Annotated in this window: 20 protein-coding genes; 15 read left to right on the top strand and 5 right to left on the bottom strand. The window is 66.5% G+C overall.

The annotated features are described in order from the left end of the window. Position 1: 1 nt before the first annotated feature. Both QY917_RS03570 and hemP read left to right on the top strand, forming a co-directional pair. Positions 2-412, top strand: a complete 411-nt coding sequence (locus tag QY917_RS03570; protein ID WP_123676423.1) for a biopolymer transporter ExbD — start codon at positions 2-4, stop codon at positions 410-412. A 196-nt stretch (positions 413-608) separates the two neighbouring features. After that, a complete protein-coding gene (hemP, locus tag QY917_RS03565) occupies positions 609-818 on the top strand; it encodes a hemin uptake protein HemP (protein ID WP_011805614.1) in 210 nt (69 codons plus the stop codon). Positions 819-1,039: 221 nt separating this feature from the next. Here hemP and QY917_RS03560 read toward each other — a convergent pair whose 3' ends face one another. Next, positions 1,040-1,447: a heme-binding protein gene (locus QY917_RS03560; RefSeq protein ID WP_011805615.1), complete on the bottom strand. Its 408-nt coding sequence runs from the start codon at positions 1,445-1,447 to the stop codon at positions 1,040-1,042. A 228-nt stretch (positions 1,448-1,675) separates the two neighbouring features. On the opposite strand from QY917_RS03560, the gene QY917_RS03555 reads away from it, so the two are divergent. Beyond that, complete coding sequence (locus QY917_RS03555) at positions 1,676-2,368, top strand: Bax inhibitor-1/YccA family protein (RefSeq protein ID WP_011805616.1); 693 nt, start codon at positions 1,676-1,678, stop codon at positions 2,366-2,368. A 111-nt stretch (positions 2,369-2,479) separates the two neighbouring features. Continuing rightward, positions 2,480-2,866: a hypothetical protein gene (locus QY917_RS03550; protein WP_011805617.1), complete on the top strand. Its 387-nt coding sequence runs from the start codon at positions 2,480-2,482 to the stop codon at positions 2,864-2,866. 76 nt (positions 2,867-2,942) lie between these two features. On the opposite strand, the gene rlmD is transcribed toward QY917_RS03550, so the two are convergent. Together rlmD and QY917_RS03540 are read right to left on the bottom strand one after the other, a co-directional pair. Then, entirely contained in the window at positions 2,943-4,391 is a 1,449-nt protein-coding gene (rlmD, locus tag QY917_RS03545) for a 23S rRNA (uracil(1939)-C(5))-methyltransferase RlmD (RefSeq protein WP_015913036.1), read from the bottom strand. A 49-nt stretch (positions 4,392-4,440) separates the two neighbouring features. After that, on the bottom strand, positions 4,441-4,767 hold the full coding sequence (locus QY917_RS03540) for a hypothetical protein (RefSeq protein ID WP_015913035.1): 327 nt from the start codon (positions 4,765-4,767) through the stop codon (positions 4,441-4,443). Positions 4,768-4,904: 137 nt separating this feature from the next. On the opposite strand from QY917_RS03540, the gene QY917_RS03535 reads away from it, so the two are divergent. The 5 genes from QY917_RS03535 (at position 4,905) to QY917_RS03515 (ending at position 7,512) form a co-directional block, all read left to right on the top strand. Next, a complete protein-coding gene (locus QY917_RS03535) occupies positions 4,905-5,459 on the top strand; it encodes a sigma-70 family RNA polymerase sigma factor (protein WP_015913034.1) in 555 nt (184 codons plus the stop codon). A gap of 15 nt (positions 5,460-5,474) precedes the next feature. Next, complete coding sequence (locus QY917_RS03530; RefSeq protein ID WP_041836015.1) at positions 5,475-5,930, top strand: anti-sigma factor; 456 nt, start codon at positions 5,475-5,477, stop codon at positions 5,928-5,930. Further along, the gene (locus QY917_RS03525; RefSeq protein ID WP_123676424.1) at positions 5,927-6,397 is read left to right on the top strand and encodes a Spy/CpxP family protein refolding chaperone; all 471 of its coding nucleotides are present in this window, start codon (positions 5,927-5,929) and stop codon (positions 6,395-6,397) included. Before QY917_RS03530 ends, QY917_RS03525 begins: the two co-directional genes overlap by 4 nt. Positions 6,398-6,533: 136 nt before the next feature. Next, entirely contained in the window at positions 6,534-7,013 is a 480-nt protein-coding gene (locus QY917_RS03520; protein WP_123676425.1) for a hypothetical protein, read from the top strand. A 151-nt stretch (positions 7,014-7,164) separates the two neighbouring features. Next, a complete protein-coding gene (locus QY917_RS03515; protein ID WP_123676426.1) occupies positions 7,165-7,512 on the top strand; it encodes a DUF4148 domain-containing protein in 348 nt (115 codons plus the stop codon). A gap of 55 nt (positions 7,513-7,567) precedes the next feature. Here the strand turns inward: QY917_RS03515 and QY917_RS03510 are convergent, their stop codons facing one another. Beyond that, on the bottom strand, positions 7,568-8,047 hold the full coding sequence (locus QY917_RS03510) for an Lrp/AsnC ligand binding domain-containing protein (protein ID WP_011805624.1): 480 nt from the start codon (positions 8,045-8,047) through the stop codon (positions 7,568-7,570). Between the two features lie 71 nt (positions 8,048-8,118). On the opposite strand from QY917_RS03510, the gene putA reads away from it, so the two are divergent. Further along, positions 8,119-11,829, top strand: a complete 3,711-nt coding sequence (gene putA, locus QY917_RS03505; protein ID WP_123676454.1) for a trifunctional transcriptional regulator/proline dehydrogenase/L-glutamate gamma-semialdehyde dehydrogenase — start codon at positions 8,119-8,121, stop codon at positions 11,827-11,829. A gap of 65 nt (positions 11,830-11,894) precedes the next feature. On the opposite strand, the gene QY917_RS03500 is transcribed toward putA, so the two are convergent. Beyond that, positions 11,895-12,500: a 2'-5' RNA ligase family protein gene (locus tag QY917_RS03500; protein WP_123676427.1), complete on the bottom strand. Its 606-nt coding sequence runs from the start codon at positions 12,498-12,500 to the stop codon at positions 11,895-11,897. Positions 12,501-12,916: 416 nt separating this feature from the next. Between QY917_RS03500 and dsrO the strand changes: the two genes are divergently transcribed. From dsrO to QY917_RS03475, 5 genes are all read left to right on the top strand, one after another. Beyond that, a complete protein-coding gene (gene dsrO, locus QY917_RS03495; RefSeq protein WP_123676428.1) occupies positions 12,917-13,699 on the top strand; it encodes a sulfate reduction electron transfer complex DsrMKJOP subunit DsrO in 783 nt (260 codons plus the stop codon). A gap of 17 nt (positions 13,700-13,716) precedes the next feature. After that, the gene (nrfD, locus tag QY917_RS03490; protein WP_123676429.1) at positions 13,717-14,763 is read left to right on the top strand and encodes an NrfD/PsrC family molybdoenzyme membrane anchor subunit; all 1,047 of its coding nucleotides are present in this window, start codon (positions 13,717-13,719) and stop codon (positions 14,761-14,763) included. A gap of 100 nt (positions 14,764-14,863) precedes the next feature. After that, positions 14,864-18,058: a tetrathionate reductase subunit A gene (locus tag QY917_RS03485; protein ID WP_123676430.1), complete on the top strand. Its 3,195-nt coding sequence runs from the start codon at positions 14,864-14,866 to the stop codon at positions 18,056-18,058. Positions 18,059-18,354: 296 nt separating this feature from the next. After that, positions 18,355-20,463 carry a GNAT family N-acetyltransferase gene (locus tag QY917_RS03480; protein ID WP_302078614.1) on the top strand — a complete coding sequence of 703 codons (2,109 nt, stop codon included), beginning with the start codon at positions 18,355-18,357 and terminating at the stop codon, positions 20,461-20,463. Then, positions 20,463-20,900: a transcriptional regulator gene (locus QY917_RS03475; RefSeq protein ID WP_148061010.1), complete on the top strand. Its 438-nt coding sequence runs from the start codon at positions 20,463-20,465 to the stop codon at positions 20,898-20,900. Before QY917_RS03480 ends, QY917_RS03475 begins: the two co-directional genes overlap by 1 nt. The last annotated feature ends 347 nt before the right edge of the window (positions 20,901-21,247 follow it).

Here is a 21,247-nt window from a genome sequence, read left to right as displayed (position 1 = left end):
CATGGCTTTCGGAACCCAGGACGATGCCGACGAGGTGATGAACGAAATCAATATGACGCCGCTGGTGGACGTCATGCTGGTGCTGCTCATCATCTTCATCATCACCGTGCCGGTGATGAAGCACGCGGTGCCGGTGGACCTGCCGCGTGCGTCCAACGAGCGCGAAATCATCAAGCCCGAAACCATCCGCCTGTCGGTGACGGCCGACGGCAAGTACCACTGGAACGAGACCACGATCGGCGACGACGAGCTGGAGCCGCGCCTGCAGGCCGAGGCCCGCAAGGACCCGCAGCCGGACCTGCACATCCGCGGCGACAAGGACGTGCGCTACGAGCGCGTGGCGCAGGCGATGTCGGCGGCGCAACGCGCGGGCGTGCGCAAGATCGGCTTCGTGACCGAACCGACGCCCTGACGCACCACGGCCGCGCCGGCGCGCCGGCCTTCACAGCTGCCGCCCCACGGGCGGCGCAGCACCGTCGCCAGCGCCACCTGCGGGGGCTGCCTCTTGCATCTGGATACGAATCGACAGGAAATTTTCAGCCCCGGATGCTTGATCTTTAATTGAGAATGGTTATCATTTGATAACCGTAACGCACCGAGACTTCACCATGCATGCCAGCCTGACCGCACCGTCCGCACTGACCGCACCCCGCATGTTCGCAGTGCCCGCCGATTCCAGCCCGGCGTCCCACGCCGAAGGCCGCGCCGTCGACAGCAGCACTCTGCTGCGCGGCCAGAAGGCCGTGGCCATCGTGCACAACGGCGCCGTCTACCGGCTGCAGGCCACCAAACTCGGCAAGCTGATCCTGACCAAATAAGTTTCATCGTGGGGCGACTCCAGGACCTCGGTCCGAAGGGTCGTATTGGCCAGCCAACGGGCATGCCCGCGTAGCCAGGCTTTTTTTCCCTGCACACCCATGAAAAAACCGGCCCACGCGCCGGTTTTTCTGTTGGAACCCAATATGTTTTTGGCCTCCAGCGCCCTTCCAACAAGCGCTAGCAGCTATCAAAACAATAGTAATCCAGTCCCGATGAGTGCTTACAGCCCGATCGCCGCAATCCCCGCGCGCGCAATCTGCGCGTCCTCATGGGACTTCACGCCGCTCACGCCCACGGCGCCCAGGCACTGGCCGTTCTTCATGATGGGTACGCCGCCTTCCAGCATGCCCTGCAGTGCAGGCGCGCTCAGGAAGGCCGTGCGGCCGCCGTTGATCACGTCTTCATAGCCCTTGCTCTCGCGGCGGCCCAAGGCGGCCGTGTGGGCCTTGGCCGGCGCAATGTGCGCGGACACCGCTGCGGCCCCGTCCAGGCGCTGCAGCCACAGCAGATGTCCGCCGTCGTCCACGATGGCGATGGTCACGGCCCACTGGTTCTTCAGGGCCTCGGCCTCGGCGGCGGCGGCGATCAGCTTGACGTCGGAGAGTTCAAGTTCGGGTTTGGTCTTCATGAGGCAGTCCTGCAGGAGGTGGGTGGATGCGCCCGGCCAGCCGGCAGGGCGCGCAACGGGAAAACGAAAAGCATAGTGCCAGCGGGCCCGCCCAGTGCCCCGCCGCAGGGCAAAAGAATGCAACCCATAAAGTACGGGATGGTGCGCGGGTATTGCATTCGGCGCCAAAAGCCACCACCTAGAATCATTCGGGTCTGCGCTGTGCAGGCCAACCAGGAGAGAAACCAGATGAACCCAGAAATCACCAGTGTCGGCTCCGCGGGCTATGGCATCTCGCAGGAGCAGCGCCACCGCGTGCTGCGCAACACATACTGGCTGCTGGCGCTCAGCCTGCTGCCCACCGTGCTGGGCGCCTGGATCGGCGTGGCCACGGGCATCACGCAGTCGCTGCGCGGCGGCCTGGGGCTGATCGTGTTCCTCGGCGGCGCCTTCGGCTTCATGTTCGCTATCGAGAAAACCAAGCGCTCGGCCGCGGGCGTGCCGGTGCTACTGGCCTTCACCTTCTTCATGGGCCTGATGCTATCGCGCCTGATCGGCATGGTGCTGGGCTTCAAGAACGGCACCGACCTCATCATGACGGCCTTCGCCGGCACGGCGGGCGTGTTCTTCGTCATGGCCAGCCTGGCCAGCGTCATCAAGCGCGACCTGTCGGGCATGGGCAAGTGGCTGTTCGTGGGCGCGCTGGTGCTCATGGTGGGCGCCATCATCAACGTGTTCGTCGGCTCGTCGGCGGGCATGATGGCCATCTCGGTGGCAGCGATCGGCATCTTCAGTGCCTACATGCTGTACGACCTGAAGCAGATCCTGGACGGCGGCGAGACCAACTACATCAGCGCCACACTGGCGCTGTACCTGGACATCTTCAACGTGTTCCAGAGCCTGTTGGCCCTGCTGGGCATCATGGGCGGCGAGCGCGACTGAACGGCCTTCCCACCGCACATGCGTCGCAAGGCCCCGATTTCCGGGGCCTTTTTCACATCCGCTTGGCTGACAGCCTCAACTTGACGGCACGCCTGCCGATAACCCCTGTACATGCTGCCTCGCCACCCCCCCCTCCTTGCCGCCGGCGCTCGCGCCGCCCTGATCGCTGCCGCGCTGCTGCCGCTGGCGGGCTGTGAGATTCCCGGTATGGGGCCGGACCCGCGCGTGGCCCAGCGTGAGGCCGAGGCCAAGGCCATCGGTGGCGCCTGCCGGCATGCGCTGCGCGGGCTGGAGGACTGCTTCACGCTGAACCCCAAGGCCCCCAAGGCCCAGGTGTTCGCGGGCTGGAAAGACATGGATCTGTACATGCGCGAGAACAAAATCGAGGGCACGGCCTCGGTACTCACGCAGTTGGAGAAAAAGCCCGCCAGTCGCCGCGCAAGCGACGAAGAGGCGGACCTGCAGACCGAGGGTCGCACCTCCCGCAACCGCAGCTGATGCTATCCAAACGATAGCTGCTGGCGCTTGCTAGGCAAGCGCCCCTGGCCAAAAACGTCTTGAGCCACCGCGGGCGTCAGCCCCGCTCGAACACTGCCATGCTCTCCACATGGGCCGTGTGCGGAAACATGTTGACCACCCCCGCCGCCACGCAGCGGTAGCCCGCCTGGTGCACCAGCAGGCCCGCGTCCCGCGCCAGCGTGGCCGGGTTGCAGCTCACGTAGACGATGCGCCGGGGGGGCTGCCAGCCTTCGTGCCCAGCGGGCAGCGGCGGCGCGTCCTCGGCACCGATGCGCGCCTGGTGGATGTCCGCCAGCGCCTTGGACAGGGCGAACGCCCCCTCGCGCGGCGGGTCCACCAGCCATTTGTCGGAGGCGCCATCGGCAATGAGCATCTCAGGCGTCATCTCGAACAGGTTGCGCGCTACAAAGCTGGTAGCTGCCAGCGCAGATCCATCCTGCCTTTGGGCCTGATTTGACTGGTAATTCTCGCGCGAACGCGCCACCAGCGCCTCACTGCCCTCGATGCCCAGCACCTCGCGCGCCTGGGTGGCGATGGGCAGCGTGAAGTTGCCCAGGCCGCAGAACCAGTCGATCACGCGCTCGTCCTTGCGCGCGTCCAGCAGGCGCAGCGCGCGCGTGACCAGCACGCGGTTGATGTGCGGGTTGACCTGCGTGAAGTCGGTGGGTTTGAAGGGCATGGTGATGCCGAAGTCGGGCAGCCCATAGGCGAGCGGCTCGCCGCCCTCGTCCAGCAGATGCACCGTGTCCGGCCCCTTGGGCTGCAACCACCATTGCACGCCATGCGCGGCGGCAAAGGCGCGCAACTTGTCTTTGTCCTCCGGGGACAGCGGCTCCAGGTGGCGCAGCACCAGCGCCGTGACCGTATCGCCGCAGGCCAGCTCGATCTGCGGGCAGGTGTCGCGTGCGGCCATGCTGCCGATCAGGGCGCGCAGCGGCATCAGCATGGCGTCCACATGCGGCGGCAGGATCTTGCAGGTCTCCATGTCGGCGATGTAGCGGCTCTTGCGCTCGTGAAAGCCCACGAGCACCTTGTCCTTCTTGGGCACGTAGCGCACGGACAGGCGCGCGCGGTAGCGGTAGCCCCAGGCAGGGCCTTCAATGGGGCGCAGGATGGTCTCGGCCTTCACTTTCCCCAGGTGCCAGAGGTTGTCTTCCAGCACGCGCTGTTTCACGGCCACCTGGGCCGCCACGTGCAGATGCTGCATCTTGCAGCCGCCGCAGGCGCCCGCGTGCAGGCCGAAGTGCGGGCAGCCGGGCTGTACGCGCTGGCTGGACTGGCGGTGGACTTCCGTGAGGCTGGCCTGCTCCCAGTTGTTCTTCTTGCGGTGGGTGTTGGCACTGACCAGCTCGGTGGGCAGTGCGCCGTCGATGAACACCACCTTGCCATCGGGCTTGCGCGCGACGCCTTGGGCGTCCATGTCCATGGCGGTGACTTCGAGCCAGCCGGGGGGAAGATCCGTGGAGGTGGGCGGTGGTGGGCTGAATTCTGTGGGGTCGCTCATGCCCCGATTGTCTCAGGCCGGCCCACCCCTGCCGCCGCGCGGGCGGCTTTCAGCTGCGGCTGGCGCGCGGCGCACGGGGCGCGGTGGGAGCGCCTGCAGCGGCATCCTTGCGGACCGCAGCCACATTGGAAGGCAGGCGGTTGACTTCCACCTCGCAGCCATAGTTGTTCAAGGAAAACACCAGCGTGCCGCCGGGCGCGACCTGGGGCAAGGTTTCGTGCAGGTTGCGCGACAGGTCCACAGGGGGGGTCTGCGAGCGGTAGATGACCTGCTGGTCTGCGCCATAGATCACGTAGCAAGTAGCCCACGCACCCGGCGCAAACAGTCCGGCAATCATGGCGGCGGCCGAGGCCGTGGCAAAGCGAATGGCTCGCATGAGGGTTCCCTTCCTTCTTGTGCTGTGAATGCGGCGCATTATTGCGGAGTTTGCACCCGCCCCGGTAAGCGGCTGTTCCCGGCCCCGTGTTGTCGGTTTCATGGAACTTTTGCTGCGGCCCTGCGTTGAAAGAGGCAATGCGCCCCCTGAGCCACCTTGAAGAGAGCGACTGCATCGCCCGCGCCCAGCGCGGCGAGGTCGCGGCGTTCTCCGAACTGGTGGCCCGCTACCAGGACCGCATCTACCGTTTTTTGTTCCGCATGACGCGCTCGCAGGAGGATGCGCGCGAACTCGCCCAGGAGACTTTCTTGAACGCCTACCAGGCACTGCCCCGCTGGCGGCCGGACGCACAACTGTCCACCTGGCTGTTTCGCATCGCGCGCAACCAGGCGTTGGACCTGTTGCGCCGCGCGCAGCGTGTCGCGTTCGTGGAACTGGACGAGACCCTGTCCGAGCAGGTGCCGGCGGACACGCCCACGCCCGAGGCTGCACTGCAGGCCCGCCAGCGCATCGAAGCGCTGGAAGGCGCGCTGCAGCGGCTCTCGGTGGAGCACCGCGAGATCCTGCTGCTGCGCGACATCGAAGACATGGCCTACGAGGACATCGCCGAGGTGCTGGGCATCAGCCTGGGCACCGTCAAATCCCGCATTGCCCGCGCACGCGCCGGGCTGCTGCAACTCATGCCACGCTGAACGCAAGGAGCCGCCATGAACTGCCCTCGCACCGAAGACCTTTCCGCTTTGATCGACCATGCGCTGCCCGCGCATGCGCAGGTCGCGCTGCAGCAGCACCTGCACGCCTGCCCCCTGTGCAGCCAGCACCTTGCCGCATTGCAGACGCAGCGCCAGCAATTGCTGGCCCTGCCCTCGCCCGCGCTGGGTTTCGACCTGGCGGCGCAATTGCAGGACCGCCTGGCGCAGGACCTGGCGCAACGCCCCACCCGGTCCCGGCGCACCGGCTGGAGCCTGCTGGGCTGGATGCCCACGGGCCTCGCCGCGGGGGCCGCGCTGGTGTCCGGTGTCTGGCTGGGGGGGTTGCTGCTGGGCACGGGCGCGGCCCTTCCGGCTGCCAGCCCTGCCATGGCGCGCGTGTTCGACCCTGTGCCGCCAGGCGGGCTGTGCGCCGCCGCCGAAATCTGCCGTTTGCCGAGAACCCTGCCATGAAAAACCCTGTCTGGATTCGCACCCTGCTGGCGATCTCGCTGGCGCTCAACCTGGGCGTGGTTGCCGCACTGGTGCTACGCCCTGCGCCGGACACGGTGCCCGAGGGCGGCGCGCCTCCCGTGGTCCACCTGCCCGAGTATCTGAAGCTCACCCCCGAACAGCGCGCGCGCTGGGAAGGAATGGAAACCCCCTTCCTCCATGACCTGTCGTCCAACTGGAGTGACATACGCCGCCACCGCGAAGCCCTGGTGCGCCACATCTTTGCTGACGCACCAGAGCGCACCGCCATTGACGCCGAGCAGGCCGCCATCGCCCGCCTGCAGGCCACGCAGCAACAGCGCGTGATTGACCAACTCTTGGCCGAGCGCGCCATGCTGGACGATGCCCAGCGCACGCGGCTGCTGCAATTGCTGCTGACCCGCTATGCAGAAGAAGCCACCGAGGAGGAAATGCTGCACCGCAAGTGAACGCCGAGATGAGAGAAGGAAAAAGGTGCAAATAAGATGGAACATTGAGGCACCCCCTTCGTTGAAGTAGGCAAGGCAGCCACACATTCCCTTGAGCGGCTGCCTTGATGGTTCAACTTTTCAACGGAGCATTCTCATGAACACCTTCACCGCACTGCTGCTGTCCGCCGCCCTGGCATCCCCGCTGGCCGTTTACGCCGCCGACGCACACAACCATGGCGGCAGTGCCGAAACCCACCAACTGCAGCTCAACGCCGGCAAGAAGTGGGAAACCGACGCGCCGCTGCGCAAGGCCATGACGGCCGTGCGCGGATCGGTCACGCAGATCCTGCCCACCGCTCACTCGGGCAAGGCCACGCCGGCCGATTACGACGCCTTCGCCAACACCGTCAACCAGCAGGTCGCCTACATGGTGGAGAACTGCAAGCTGCCGCCCGCCGCCGATGCACAGCTGCACATCGTCGTGGCCGACCTGATGGCCGGTGCCGAGGCCGCGCAAGGCAAGCACGGCGAGGACAAGCGCGCCGAGGGCGTGGTCAAAGTGGCCCAGGCCTCCAATACCTACGGCAAGTACTTCAGCCACAGCGGCTGGAAGGCCATCCCGCTGTCCCACTAAGGGGCAGACCGCCAGTACAGGAGGGGCGGCTGCACACCCCGGTGCATGCCAGCCCCCTTCCAAGCATTCATCTGCTGTGAGCGCCCCTTTGCGCCCCCTTGCGCAAGGGCGGGATATGCACGCTCCGGCAAACCAACACAGGATATTGAACATGACGGGTCGCCGACCTCCTCTTTTCTCCGTGATCGCAAGCGTGGCTGCCGTCGCAGCACTCGGTCTGCCAACGATGGCATTTGCCGGCTACTGGCACCCTGCCAACAACGAAGCGGGCGTGGTCGTTCACCCCGAGCACTTCAAGAGTGATCGGACCCGTGAGCAAGTCAGGGCAGAAACCGTGACCGCAGTGCGACAGGACCGCCTGTCCTACGGGGAAAGCAGCTTTCCGGAACCTGCTCCCTCAACGGCTTCGACCAGGACCCGCCAGCAGGTGATCGATGAGATGCGCAACGAAACATCGACACAACACAGGCAACGCCAATCGCTGTACCCGGCGGGCTGAGGGGAAACACAACGCCCGCACGACGCGGGCGTTGCGTCTTCCGTACCGAGGGGCTTCAACCCAGGTACAGGTGGTTGGAGTGCTTGACCTCTTCCATCACCGCGTAGGTGCGCGTCTCGCGCACGCCGGGCAACTGCCACAACACGGCGCCGGCGAACTGGCGGTAGGCATTCATATCGGCGCAGCGCGTCTTGAGCAGGTAGTCGAAACCGCCGGCCACCATGTGGCATTCCATGACCTCGGGATGCACCTGCACCGCCGCCTTGAACTGGTCGAACACGTTGGGCGTGGTGCGGTCCAGCAGCACCTCCACGAACACCAGCATGCCCGCGCCCAGCTTGAGGGGATTGAGCCGCGCCTCATACCCCAGGATGTAGCCTTCGCGCGTGAGCCGCTGCACGCGCGCGAGCACGGCAGTGGGCGACAGCGCCACGGTCTCTGCCAGCTTGAGGTTGGAGATGCGTCCATCGTCTTGCAGGATCTTCAATATCCTGCGATCGATGCGATCCAGATCAGTGGGGAATTGGCCGGTCATTGAGCAAAAATTCGGTGGTGCTTGCCGATTTTAGTGATTCATTCGCCATTCACCCAAGGATGATGCGGCCCATGACACACGCCGCCCACTTTTCCCCTCGCCCCCGCGACACCGACCCGCTGCGCCTGGCGGTCACCCAGGCCTGCCGCCCGCCCGAGCCTGAGGCACTGGCGCCGCTGCTGACGCAGGCGCGCCTGCCCGCTGCCATGGCGCAGGACATCCAGGCGCGTGCCCTGCGCCTGGCGCAAGGGCTGCGCCAGCGCGAACATGCCAGCGGCCGGTCCGGCCTGGTACAGGGGCTGCTGCAGCAGTTCGCGCTGTCCTCGCAAGAAGGCGTGGCGCTGATGTGCCTGGCAGAAGCGCTGCTGCGCATTCCCGACGCGGCCACGCGCGACGCGCTGATCCGCGACAAGATCGGCACGGGCGACTGGGCCGCGCACCTGGGCAAGAGCCCGTCGCTGTTCGTCAATGCGGCCACCTGGGGCCTGCTGCTCACCGGACGGCTGGTGACCACGCACAGCGAAGGGGGCTTGAAGGATGCGCTACGCCGCATCACCGCACGCGGCGGAGAGCCGCTGATCCGCAAGGGCGTGGACGTCGCCATGCGCATGATGGGCGAGCAGTTCGTCACCGGCGAGACCATCGAACAGGCGCTGGGCAAGGCGCGCACCCTGGAGGCACGCGGCTTCCGCTATTCCTACGACATGCTGGGCGAGGCCGCGCTCACGGGGCACGACGCCGACCGCTACATGCAGTCCTATGTGGACGCCATCCACGCCATCGGCCGCGCCAGCGCGGGCCGCGGCGTGTACGAAGGGCCCGGCATCTCCATCAAGCTCAGCGCGCTGCACCCGCGCTACGCCCGCGCGCAGTGGCAGCGCGTGATGGACGAGCTGTACCCGCGCGTGCTGCAACTGGCGGAACTGGCGCGCGGCTATGACATCGGCCTGAACATCGACGCCGAAGAGGCCGACCGGCTGGAACTGTCGCTGGACCTGCTGGAGCGCCTGTGCCATGCGCCGTCCCTCGCGGGCTTCAAGGGCATCGGCTTCGTGATCCAGGCCTACCAAAAGCGCTGCCCGCGCGTGATCGACTACTGCATCGATCTGGCGCGCCGCAGCGGCCACCGCCTGATGATCCGGCTGGTCAAGGGCGCGTACTGGGACAGCGAGATCAAGCGCGCCCAGGTCGAAGGCCTGGCGGACTACCCCGTGTACACGCGCAAGGCGCACACCGATATTTCCTACATCGCCTGCGCACGCAAGCTGCTGGGCGCACCCGACGCGGTGTACCCCCAGTTCGCCACGCACAACGCGCAGACGCTGGCCACCATCTATGAGCTGGCGGGCCCCGCGGACTATCGCCCCGGCCAGTACGAGTTCCAGTGCCTGCACGGCATGGGCGAGCCGCTGTACGAGCAGGTGGTGCCCGAGCGCCCCTGCCGCATCTACGCCCCGGTGGGTACGCATGAAACGCTGCTGGCGTACCTGGTACGCCGCCTGCTAGAAAACGGCGCCAACACCTCGTTCGTGAACCGCGTGGCCGACGCCACGCTGCCGCTGGAGGCGCTGATCGACAACCCCGTGGACACGGTGGATGCCGAGGCCCGCGCGGAAGGCGGCGCCGGCCTGCCGCACCCGCGCATCGCGCTGCCCCCGCAGCTCTACGGCCCGGCGCGTGCCAATTCGCAGGGCCTGGACCTGGCGGCCGAGCCCACGCTGCAGTGCGTGGCCGACGCGCTGGCCGCCAGCGCCGCCACGCCGCTGGAAGCCACACCCCTCATCGCCGCCGGCGCTCCCGCCGGCCCGCGCGTCCCGGTGCGCAATCCTGCCGATGCCACCGATGGGGTCGGGCAGGTGCAAGAAGCCACCACCGCCGATGTGGACGCCGCGCTGCAGGCTGCCGCCGCGGCGCAGCCCGCCTGGGCTGCCACGCCACCCGCAGAACGTGCACGGCTGCTGCGCGCCGCGGCCGATGGGCTGGAACGCGATATGCCCGCCCTGCTGGCCCTGCTGATGCGCGAAGCCGGCAAGACCTGCGCCAACGCCGTGGCCGAGGTGCGCGAGGCGGTGGACTTCCTGCGCTACTACGCCGCGCAGGTGGATGGGCACTTCGACAACGCCACCCACCCGCCGCTGGGGCCGGTCACCTGCATCAGCCCCTGGAACTTCCCGCTGGCCATCTTCATGGGCCAGGTGGCCGCCGCACTGGCCGCGGGCAACGTGGTGCTGGCCAAGCCGGCAGAGCAGACGCCCCTCATTGCCTGCCAGGCCGTGCGCCTGCTGCACCAGGCCGGCGTGCCTGCCGCCGCCGTGCAGTTGCTGCCCGGCCGCGGCGAGACGGTGGGCGCGACGCTGGTGGGCGACGCGCGGGTGATGGGCGTGATGTTCACCGGCTCCACCGAGGTGGCGCGGCTGCTGCAGCGCAGCCTGGCCGCACGGCTGGACGCCGGCGGCCGGCCCATTCCGCTGATTGCGGAGACAGGCGGGCAAAACGCCATGGTCGTGGACTCCTCCGCCCTGCTGGAGCAAGTGGTCGCGGACGTGCTCACCTCGGCCTTCGACAGCGCGGGCCAGCGCTGCTCCGCCCTGCGCGTGCTGTGCGTGCAGCGCGACTGCGCGGACCGCCTGCTGGAGATGCTGCGCGGCGCCATGCAGGAACTGCACATGGGCAACCCCACGCAACTGGCGGTGGACGTAGGCCCGGTGATCGACGAGGAGGCGCGCGCCACGATCGCGCGCCACATCGAGCGCCTGCGCGCCAGCGGCCGGCCGGTGTTCCAAAGCCATGCCGGTGGGCAGGGCACGGCGCATGGCACCTTCGTGCCGCCCACGCTGATCGAGCTGAACAGCATCACCGAGCTGGAGCGCGAGGTCTTCGGCCCCGTGCTGCACGTGGTGCGCTACGAGCGCGGCGAGCTGGACGCGCTGCTCGCGCAGATCAGCGCCACGGGCTACGGCCTCACCCAGGGCCTGCACACCCGCATCGACGAAACCGTGGCCCAGGTGCTGGCCCACAGCACGGCCGGCAACGTCTATGTGAACCGCAACATGGTGGGCGCCGTGGTCGGCGTGCAGCCTTTCGGCGGCGAGGGCCTGTCGGGCACGGGCCCCAAGGCAGGCGGCCCGCTGTATCTGTTGCGTCTGCTGTCGCGCCACCCGGCCAACGCCACGCACGGCGCGCTGGCGGCGACGGCCGTGCAGGTGCCCGACGCCAGCGCACAGCCCGCGCTGCTCGCCCCGCTGTCGGCGCTGGAGCACTGGGCCCAGGCGCAAGGCAACGCAGCGCTGGCACAGGCCTGCGCGGCCCAGGCGCAGGCCAGTTGCGCGGGCCTGGCCTGCACCCTGCCCGGCCCCACCGGCGAGCGCAACACCTATCGGCTGCTGCCGCGCGAACGCGTGCTGTGCCTGGCCGACACGGACGAGGCGCTGCTGCTGCAGTTGAGCGCGGTGCTGGCCGCGGGCGCGCTTGCGCTCTGGCCGCAGGACGCGCAGGCCCTGTGCGCCACGCTGCCGCGCGAGGTGCAGGCGCGCATCGCCCTGGTGTCCGACTGGCGCGGCGATGGCCTGGGCTACGACGCCGTGCTGCACAGCGGCAGCCCAGAAACGCGCCGCGTGGAATGCCAGCGCGTGGCCCTGCGTCCCGGTCCCATCGTGGGCGTGACGGCGGTGGACGGCCCCGCCGATGCGCTGCAGGCGCCCTTGCGCCTGTTGCTGGAGCGCGCGGTCAGCATCAACACCACGGCGGCAGGCGGCAATGCCAGCCTGATGACCATGGCGTGATGCCAGAGAAAATTGGCCTCTAGCGCTTATCCATCAAGCGCCAACAGCTATATAAACAATAGCAATCAATCCGCCAGCGGCCACTCGCCCAGCACCTCGTAAGGGCCGGGCGAGCCGCGCAGGTTGTGCAGCAGCACGAAGCGGCGCACCGTCCATTCCAGCGGCGGCACGGGTTGCTCGGGCACGGCCTGGCGGCTGTAGCACAGCGTCATGTGCGGGGTGATGTGCGGCGCATGGGGCACGCCGTCCAGCCCCCGCACCTGCGACCACAGCGCCGCGTGCAGCGCCTCGTACAACGCGATGAAGCCCTGCTGCCCGTCGGCGGGGCCGCAGAGCACGCAGGGCCGCTTGGCCTGCGGCGCGCGGCGAAAGCTCAACACCCGATCGAACCGCAACGAGAACGCCCTCGCCCGCACCTGCTGCGCCGCGTCGCGCGCCCACTGCAGATGCCGCGGCGACAGCGCATGCTCCCACCCCAGCGATAGCAGCGTGGCGTGCAGGCGCTGCGCGCGCACCTGCGCCTGCAGGTCGTGCCGCGTAATCAGCGTCTGCGCCAGATCGGCCGCAGCCTGCGCCGCTCGGGGCTCGGGCAGCACGGCAAAGAAAAGATGGTGGTTGGGGCGTGGCGCATCGGGCTCCACGCCGGCGAGCGGCAGTTGGTGAGCGTCCATGCGCCCCACTGTAGCGCCGCCCCTTGCCTTTGTGGGTAACAGGCACTCCGCCGGCGCGGGCAATAACCGATATTTTTAATCGGAATGGCGGCAATTGAGGCACATCGCCTCACCGCCCATTCATCGGCAATTTTCGGATTTTGGTACCTAGGATGGCATTCGTATGCCAAGCCCAGAAGGCTGACTTTCCGCGGGGCCCGGAACCCGCACGTATGGCCGTTTTGCGGCTGCTCCACATTCCATACGCAATTGCTCGGGATTATTTAATATTTCATTAATTTTCAATTAATAAAATAAAAAAGTTTAACCAAAATAATCCAAGAATAATATCAACAAAGTCATTTGACGTTAATCAAATAGATAATCGAGATACGGGGAGAATAATGCATCTACGCAGTAAATATTCAAAGGTATTTATGTCAAAAAGTACCCCCTCCCCCACCGCCTGCGCCGCGCCGCAACCCGGCAAGCGCACCTTCCTGCAAGAACTCGTCGGCCTGGCCACCGCCTTTGGCCTGGCCGGCGCCAGCCAGGCCGCCACACCCTTCGCGCCGGGCCAGCCGCCGCGCCGCCCCGGCATGGAGGGCAAGCGCTTCGGCATGCTGGTGGATCTGCGCAAGTGCATCGGCTGCCAAGCCTGCACGGTGAGCTGCTCGGTGGAGAACCAGCCGCCCATCGGCCAGTTCCGCACCACGGTGCTGCAGTACGAGATCGACAAGGACGACGGCAGCGCGCCCGCCATGGTCAGCCTGCCGCGCCTGTGCAACCACTGCGACGAGCCGCCCTGCGTGCCCGTGTGCCCGGTGCAGGCCACCTTCCAGCGCACCGACGGCATCGTGCTGGTGGACAACGAGCGCTGCGTGGGCTGCGGCTACTGCGTGCAGGCCTGCCCGTACGACGCGCGCTTCATCAACCACGAGACGCAGACCGCCGACAAGTGCACCTTCTGCGAGCACCGCCTGGAGGCTGGCCTGCTGCCCGCCTGCGTGGAAAGCTGCGTGGGCGGCGCGCGCGTGATCGGCGACCTGAATGACCAGGGCAGCGAGATCAACCGCCGCATGGCCGAACACAAGGAAGACCTCAAGGTGCTCAAGCCCGGCATGAACACTGCGCCGCGCGTGTTCTACATCGGCCTGCCCGATGCGTTCGTCAACGGCGTGGACGGCCAGGCCAGCGTGCGCCTGCTGTCCGACCACTGAACCCCAAGGAGCGCACCATGCAAATCATCGAACTCCTGACCCCGCACTACGAGGCGGCCTGGCTGCCCTGGGCCGTGCAGTACTTCTTTCTGGTCGGCGTGGCCACCGGCGCCGCCATCCTGGCCGCGCTGTGCGCCTGGGGCAAAGACGGCGGCACGCTGCAGCGCCTGCTGCCCGCGGCCGTGCTGACGCTGGCCGTCAGCGCCATCGCCGCCCCCGTGTCGCTGCTGGCCGACTTGCACCAGCCCGCGCGCTTCTGGCACTTCTATGCGCACTTCACGCCCTGGTCGTGGATGTCGGTCGGCGCGCTGCTGCTGCCCGTGTTTGTCACGCTCAGCGTGGCGATGTGCGCCGCCTGGTGGCTGGGCAAGACCGGCTGGATGCGCCTGCTGGCACCGCTGCTCGTGCTCTCGGCGCTCACCATTTCGGTCTACACCGGCGCCGAGATGATGGTGGTGCGCTCGCGCCCGCTGTGGAACACGCTGTGGGTGCCCGTCAACCTGGCGCTGACCGGCTGGCTGGCCACCGTGGGCGCGGCCTTCGTGCTGGAGCGCTTCCTGCCCGCCACGCTGCGCCCCGGCGCTGAAGCGCTGCAGACGCTGCGCGGCATGGGCCTGGCGCTGGCCGGCGCGCTGTTGGTGGTGGCGCTGGCCTGGGCCGCGAGCGGCATGGCGGGCGACAGCCCCTCGTTCAACGCCGCGCTGCGCCTGTGGAACGACTTCCCCGTGTGGCGCCTGACGATGGTCGGCTCGGCCATCGGTGGTGCCGCTGTGCTGGGGGCGCTGCTGCGCGGCCGCCACCGCCTGCATGCCAAGGGCTACACCCTGGTGCTGGGTCTGGGGCTGGCCGCCGCCGCCTGGGCCTTCCGCTGGGCGCTGTTCATGGGTGTGCAGGGCGTGCCGAAGTTCGGCGCCGGCCTGTACCTGTACCACATGCCCCTGGGCGGCGACGGGCTGCTGGGCATGGTGGGTGTGGCGGGCCTGTGCGTGGCACTGGTCGGGCTGGCGAGCTGGGCGCTGGAGCTGTTCCCGGCCCGCAAGGCACCCACGGCCACTGCCGCCTGAAATTCATAGACAAATCGGCCTTTAACGCAATATCAGCAAGCGCGAGCAGCTATCAATACTGAAGTGATACCCGCTGGCGCTGCCCTTGAAGGTACAGACCATGACTGACAAGAAACCGCATTCCTCTCCCGAGACCGAGGCCCACCCCGACGCCAACCGCCGCCGCCTGCTGCTGCGCGGCGGCGCGGTGGCCGGTGGCCTGGCGGCCTTTGCCGCCGGCTACGGCGAAACCGTGGCCAAGGGCGCCAAGGGGCTGGTGACCGGCACGTCCGGCACCGCCACCAAGAGCGCCACGCGCGGCAATTCGCTCACGCCCGAGTTCCGCATCGACCCCGTGACCGGCCAGCTCACTACCCAGCCGGGCCAGGTGGTCAGCCCCAGCAGCTGCCTGGGCTGCTGGACGCAGTGCGGCGTGCGCGTGCGCGTGGATACCGAGCACAACAAGATCGTCCGCATCGCCGGCAACCCCTACCACCCGCTGGCCACCACGCACCACGCACCCATGGAAACGCCCGTGCGCGAGGTGTACGCCCTGCTGGGCGGCGACAACGGTCTGGAGGGCCGCGCCACCAGCTGCGCGCGCGGCTCCGCCATGCTGGAGCACCAGACTGCGGCCCACCGCGTGCTCACCCCGCTCAAGCGCGTGGGTCCGCGCGGCTCCGGCCAGTGGAAGGCCATCTCGCTGGAACAGCTGGTCAAGGAAATCTGCGAGGGCGGCGACCTGTTCGGCGAAGGCCCTGTGGAGGGCCTGGCCGCCATCCGCGACGTGCAGACGCTGATCGACGCGGAGAACCCCGAGTACGGCCCCAAGGCCAACCAGTTGCTGGTGACCGACGCCTCCAACGAAGGCCGCACCCCGCTCATCAACCGCTTTGCGCGCCAGTCCTTCGGCACGGTGAACGTGGCCAACCACGGCGCCTACTGCGGCCAGACCTACCGCGTGGGCACGGCTGCGGCCCTGGGCAACATCCCCGGCATGCCGCACGGCAAGCCGGACTGGAAGAACTCGCGCTTCGGCCTGTTCCTGGGCACGGCGCCGGCGCAGTCGGGCAACCCGTTCCAGCGCATGGGGCGCGAGCTGGCCGAGGCCCGCTCGCGCGACGACAACACCTACCGCTACGTGGTGGTGTCGCCCGTGCTGCCCATGTCGTCCAGCCACGCGGCCGGCGACAACAACCGCTGGCTGCCCATCAAGCCCGCCACCGACCTGGCGCTGGCCATGGCGCTGATCCGCTGGATCATCGACAACGAGCGCTACGACGCCAAGTACCTCACCCAGCCCGGCCCGGCCGCCATGGCCGCCGCCGGCGAGGCGAGCTGGAGCAACGCCACCCACCTGCTCATCAACGACCCCAAGCACCCGCGCTACGGCCAGTTCCTGCGCGGCGCCGACCTGGGCCTGCCCATGCCCGAGCCGGTGGACGAGAAGACCCCGGCCGAAGACGTGTACGTGGTGCAGGTGGCCGATGGCAACGGCGGCTTCAAGCTGGTGCCCCACACCGTGGCCCAGCCGGCCGAGCTGGTGGTAGAGCGCGAATTCACGCCCCTGAAGGCCGCAGGCGCCACCGAGGAGCCCGCGCCGATTGCCGTGTGCACATCGTTCGTCAAGCTGCGTGAGGAAGCGCGCCGCAAGACGCTGCAGGAATACTCCGACCTGTGCGGCGTGCCGGTGAAGGACATCGAAGACCTGGCGCGCGAATTCACCAGCCACGGCAAGCAGGCCGTGGCCAACTCGCACGGCGGCACCATGAGCGGCGCGGGCTTCTACACCGCCTACGCCATCGCCATGCTGAACAACCTGATCGGCAACCTGAACGTCAAGGGCGGCTGGGTGCTGGACGCCGGCCCGTTCGGCCCCTTCGGCCCCGGCCCGCGCTACAACTTTGCGCAGTTCGAGGGCGCGGTCAAAGCCACGGGCGTGGCGCTGTCGCGCACGCGCTTTCCGTACGAGAAGACCAGCGAGTTCAAGCGCAAGAAGGAAGCCGGCCAGAACCCCTACCCCGCCAAGGCACCGTGGTACCCGGCGCCCGGGGGCCTGAGTAGCGAAATGCTGGCCGCCGGCCTGCTGGGCTACCCCTACCCGGTGAAGGCGTGGATCAACCACATGAGCAACCCGGTGTATGCCATCTGCGGCTTCGAGAACACGCTGGTCAGCGCCCTCAAAGACCCGAAGAAGCTGCCGCTGTTCGTCTCGGTCGATCCGTTCATCAACGAGACCTCGGCCCTGGCCGACTACATCGTGCCCGACACCGTCACGTACGAAAGCTGGGGCATCGGCGCCCCCTGGGCCGACGTGATCGCCAAAAGCAGCACCGTGCGCTGGCCCACCGTGGAGGCGGCCACCGCCAAGACGGCCGACGGCAAGCCGGTGAGCTTTGAGAGCTTCGTCTTCGCCGTGGCCAAGCAGCTGCAGCTGCCCGGCTTTGGCAAGGGTGCGATGAGCACCAAGGACGGCGAGCCGCTCGACCTGGAAAGCGCTGAAGACTTCTACCTGCGCGGCATGTGCAACATCGCCTACCAGGCCGGCAAGCCGGTGCCCGAAGCCAGCGACGACGACATCGCCCTCACCGGCGTCAGCCGCTGGATGCCCGAAGTGGAAAAGCGCCTCAAGCCCGAGGAAGTGCGCCGCGTGGCCATGGTGATGAGCCGCGGCGGGCGCTTCGACAAGATCGACGACGCCTGGAAGGGCGAGCAGATCAAGGCCGCCTACAAGTTCCCCGTGCAGCTGTGGCACGAAGGCCTGGCCAAGATGCGCCACTCCATGACCGGCGAGCGCTACGTGGGCTGCCCCACCTGGTTCCCCACCCGCTTTGCCGACGGCAGCAGCATGCGCGAGCGCTTCACCGAGCAGGACTGGCCGCTGACCATGAGCAGCTACAAGTCCAACCTGATGAGCAGCATGTCGATTGCCGCCAGCCGTCTGCGCCAGGTGCACCCACACAACCCCATCAGCCTGAACAAGGAAGATGCGGCCAAGCTGGGTATCGCCAATGGCGACCGCATCGAGGTCAGCACCCCCGGCGCCAAGCTGCAGGGCGTGGCCCTGGTGCGCAGCGGCATCGCCCAGGGCGCCCTGGCCATCGAATACGGCTACGGCCACAAACAGTTGGGCACCGCAGTCCATACCGTGGACGGCAAGCCCATGGCCCACAACCCGCAGCACGGCAACGGCGTGAACCTGAACGCGCTGGGCTTTGCCGACCCCACCCGGCCCGCCAAGGACAACGTGTGGATCGACTGGGTGTCGGGGGCCGTGGTGCGGCAGGGGTTGCCGGTGAAGGTGCGGAAGGTGTGATGCCTGCCGGGTGCTGAGCACCGGGCGCTTGCGGGCGCGGGTGCACTGAATGAAAAAGCCCATCGCAATTGCGATGGGCTTTTTTTATCAGCAGGAGCTTTCGACCCATTGCGGTCATCCAGATTTCAATCTCATCGTCGGAGAGCAGTCTGCCTTTCAAATCGGGGCAAGCTCGCCAGCTTACGTTCAACGCAGGCTTGCTTCCGTCGCCGTTACAGTTGCCCCCAAACACCAAAAGGGGAGCTATGACAATGAGCGGAGGTCCGGTCCGAATCCTTACGGAGCCAAGTGCTGCTATGGCGCTCTTGAGCGAGGTCGTGCAGGCAGCAGACAGCGACCGAGACGCGCTAGGATTTTTCTCGCGCAGCGTCTATGCAGACTTCTGTCGCAAAGGGCAGTTGTTTGTGGCCGTCGAGAGTGACGGTCGTGACGAGACATATGCGGGTCATCTGTTGTTTGACCTCCGCTTCCCCAAAGCGCACGTGCGGCAGATCTATGTTCCTAAGGCCAATCGCAGTCGAAACATCGGTCGGACGCTGCTCGATGCCTTGAAGACCATGTTGACGGAGGCGCAGTTCATTTCGATTCATGCCCGGGTTGCTGAAGACCTCAAAGACGCCAACGTGTTCTGGGAAGCGCAGGGGTTCTACGCCCAACGCGTGGAACCAGGAGGGGCTAGTCGCAATCGCATGATCGTGGTTCGCGCCCATGAACTCGACACCCCTCAGCTCTTTGCGCCCAGCGGGATCAGCGCTGTCGACCCACTCGGCCTGGATGCCTTGGAGGGTGGGGGTAAACCGCTCTATCTTCTGGACTTGAACGTGCTTTTCGATCTCGGGCCTCGCCGGCCTCGGCACGAACTAGCCATGAGCGTCTTCAGGGCCGAGCGGATGCGGGCATGTTCGCTGGCGATCAGCAGCGAGATTGAGACGGAGCTGCGCCGCACCGCTCACGACGGAAAGACGGATCCGATGCTCTCGTTCGCTGGCACTCTTGCGAAGTTCTCGACTCCACCCGACGACGAGTGGGGGCGCCTTTCGCCAATGCTTGCCGAAATCGTGTTTCCCCAGCGCCATGCGTCGGGCACGCTGTCGGAGAACGACAGGTCTGACCTGCTACACCTCGCAACGGCTATTCACCACGGCCTGCCAGGGCTCATCACCAGCGACGGGCGAATTCTTGAGCGGGCACCTGAGCTCAGAAGGCGGTTTGGGGTGGACGCCATTTCGCCTGAGCTGTTTCAGGTCGAGCCCGACCACACCGCGAGCCCTGTAGTGCACGAGGCCCATAGTGCGGACATTATCGAAGTGCAACCCGCATCGGCAGGCGATGCAGCGGCAGTTCGGAGTCTGTTGACGAACCTTGGCCTCGACACTGCGACCCAGGTCAACGAATGGGCCGCAACTGAGGCCGGCAGTTCGGCATGCTTGCGCCACGTGGCGCGATGCAATGGCGTCGTCGCAGGCTATCTAGTAATGCCGACGAGCGTTCGAGGACAGGAAATTCGGGCTTTTGCGGCGGTCGCCGAGAACCAGAGAGACGCACACGAGATTGCCCAGACCTTGCTCCGACACGTTCTGAGCATCGTGAAGCCAGGGGATGTCGGCCGGGTGCGGTTGAGCTGTCCTCCGCGTCAAGCCACGCTTCGCGAAGTCGCGGCAACCTTCGGCTATGTGGCGTCCTCATCGACGTCGGATGACCTTCAGAAGATCGTCGCCAAAGGGCGTATGACGGAACGGAACTGGGATATCGGACGCGAATCGTTGGCGGCAGTGAGCAAACTACGTTTGCCAGACACGCCCCCACCGTTTCGACACGTCGATCAGCAAATTTCAGTGATTCGACCGGACGGCCAGAAAGTCTTGATCCCGCTTTTCAAGCTGGAGTCCCTGCTGGCGCCGATGCTCATGTGCTTGCCAGGTAGAGAGGGTGTGATGGTCCCCCTGCGAAAGCAATTTGAGGAGCATCTCTTGGCGGACTCACCACAGGACTCCTTCCTCCCCCTGGGAAAGGCCCAGCTCGCACCGTTGCGCCATTACCTGAGCGACAAGAAGACGCTGAAGAACTACTCGCGCGGTGATTTGATGTTCTTTTACGAGCCCGTGAAGAATGGAGGTGCCGGTGCCGTCATAGCGGTTGGTCGTGTACTACGTGCCTATCTTCGCGATGAGTCTGCCATGCAGGCCGATGACTTGGCCCCCTCAGTGCTGGATAGCAGCCAACTCTCCAGCATCGGGGTCGCGAAGACCAAGACCATCACGGTATTCGACAATGTGTTGCGCCTGCCCAGGCCTGTCCCGCTGCATGAGCTCAGGGCTTTGAACTGCGGCGAGGCCCACCAACTGATTACTTGCCAACGACTGTCTTCCGAGCAGGTTCAGGCGATCGTAGAAAAAGGCCTTTGATGCAACCGAACCAGCATGTGCTCATATCACTTGACGAGCGCCATGCAAACAACATCCTCGCTGGTACTAAGCAAGTGGAGCTAAGGCGCAGAACCATGCACGTTGAGCCAGGCTCGACGGTTTGGTTCTATGTGAAAAAACCTGTAGGTGCAGTCGTTGGCTTTGCGACCGTAGGCACGACCTACTCGGCCGCGCCGAGCACCGTCTGGCGCAAATACAGCTCCGTCTCAGGCCTCAGCAAGTCCGAGTTCATGAGCTACTTTGACGGGGTGGCTGTGGCGTCGGCTATGGGGCTGTCTGGCGCCAAAAAATTGAAGAAACCCGTCACGCTTGAAGCCCTTCGGACAGCCATGCCGGGTTTCCATCCACCGCAGTTCTACTGTCGACTTGAGACCAATTCACCGGTCAGGCGGCGCCTTCTAGCAGTGACCGTCTAGGGTTGCACAGGCAACCTATTGGTCGTCCCGGGGCACGCGCTATCCGTACGCCTATTACGTTTAGGCTCAGAACTGTCACGACGCAAGCATCAGGTCAACGTACGAGATGCCGTCCTCAGCGCTGCGCTGGCCGAAGGTTGGAGACGTGTCCCGACGACAAGCAGTTGAATACCGTTCGAGGCAAGGTCTCAGCTAAGCGGGCATCAGGCCAGACCGTGTCGAAGAACAATAAAACCAGAAGATCAACCGGCCGCGGGACGCCGGTTTGTTGAGCTGCACCGATTGAACCGCCACGAAGCCGCCGGTCATCAGCAGCCGCTTCTGGCCGCAAGCTGCTCCACAGCTTT

The organism is Diaphorobacter sp. C33 (assembly GCF_030503915.1).
Taxonomy (GTDB): domain Bacteria; phylum Pseudomonadota; class Gammaproteobacteria; order Burkholderiales; family Burkholderiaceae_C; genus Diaphorobacter; species Diaphorobacter nitroreducens.
Note: the sequence above shows the minus strand (reverse complement) of the source record. Positions and strands in the feature narration are given on the sequence as shown.

Bases quoted from the DNA above. Each gene is read 5' to 3' on its own strand.
- rlmD (WP_015913036.1), bottom strand. From the start codon at position 4,391: ATGAGCGACCCCACAGAATTCAGCCCACCACCGCCCACCTCCACGGAT.
- QY917_RS03515 (WP_123676426.1), top strand. From the start codon at position 7,165: ATGACGGGTCGCCGACCTCCTCTTTTCTCCGTGATCGCAAGCGTGGCT.
- putA (WP_123676454.1), top strand. From the start codon at position 8,119: ATGACACACGCCGCCCACTTTTCCCCTCGCCCCCGCGACACCGACCCG.
- QY917_RS03500 (WP_123676427.1), bottom strand. From the start codon at position 12,500: ATGGACGCTCACCAACTGCCGCTCGCCGGCGTGGAGCCCGATGCGCCA.
- QY917_RS03530 (WP_041836015.1), top strand. From the start codon at position 5,475: ATGAACTGCCCTCGCACCGAAGACCTTTCCGCTTTGATCGACCATGCG.
- QY917_RS03540 (WP_015913035.1), bottom strand. From the start codon at position 4,767: ATGCGAGCCATTCGCTTTGCCACGGCCTCGGCCGCCGCCATGATTGCC.
- QY917_RS03550 (WP_011805617.1), top strand. From the start codon at position 2,480: ATGCTGCCTCGCCACCCCCCCCTCCTTGCCGCCGGCGCTCGCGCCGCC.
- QY917_RS03570 (WP_123676423.1), top strand. From the start codon at position 2: ATGGCTTTCGGAACCCAGGACGATGCCGACGAGGTGATGAACGAAATC.
- dsrO (WP_123676428.1), top strand. From the start codon at position 12,917: ATGTCAAAAAGTACCCCCTCCCCCACCGCCTGCGCCGCGCCGCAACCC.
- QY917_RS03525 (WP_123676424.1), top strand. From the start codon at position 5,927: ATGAAAAACCCTGTCTGGATTCGCACCCTGCTGGCGATCTCGCTGGCG.
- QY917_RS03520 (WP_123676425.1), top strand. From the start codon at position 6,534: ATGAACACCTTCACCGCACTGCTGCTGTCCGCCGCCCTGGCATCCCCG.
- QY917_RS03485 (WP_123676430.1), top strand. From the start codon at position 14,864: ATGACTGACAAGAAACCGCATTCCTCTCCCGAGACCGAGGCCCACCCC.
- QY917_RS03560 (WP_011805615.1), bottom strand. From the start codon at position 1,447: ATGAAGACCAAACCCGAACTTGAACTCTCCGACGTCAAGCTGATCGCC.
- QY917_RS03475 (WP_148061010.1), top strand. From the start codon at position 20,463: ATGCAACCGAACCAGCATGTGCTCATATCACTTGACGAGCGCCATGCA.
- QY917_RS03555 (WP_011805616.1), top strand. From the start codon at position 1,676: ATGAACCCAGAAATCACCAGTGTCGGCTCCGCGGGCTATGGCATCTCG.
- nrfD (WP_123676429.1), top strand. From the start codon at position 13,717: ATGCAAATCATCGAACTCCTGACCCCGCACTACGAGGCGGCCTGGCTG.
- QY917_RS03510 (WP_011805624.1), bottom strand. From the start codon at position 8,047: ATGACCGGCCAATTCCCCACTGATCTGGATCGCATCGATCGCAGGATA.
- QY917_RS03480 (WP_302078614.1), top strand. From the start codon at position 18,355: ATGGCGCTCTTGAGCGAGGTCGTGCAGGCAGCAGACAGCGACCGAGAC.
- QY917_RS03535 (WP_015913034.1), top strand. From the start codon at position 4,905: ATGCGCCCCCTGAGCCACCTTGAAGAGAGCGACTGCATCGCCCGCGCC.
- hemP (WP_011805614.1), top strand. From the start codon at position 609: ATGCATGCCAGCCTGACCGCACCGTCCGCACTGACCGCACCCCGCATG.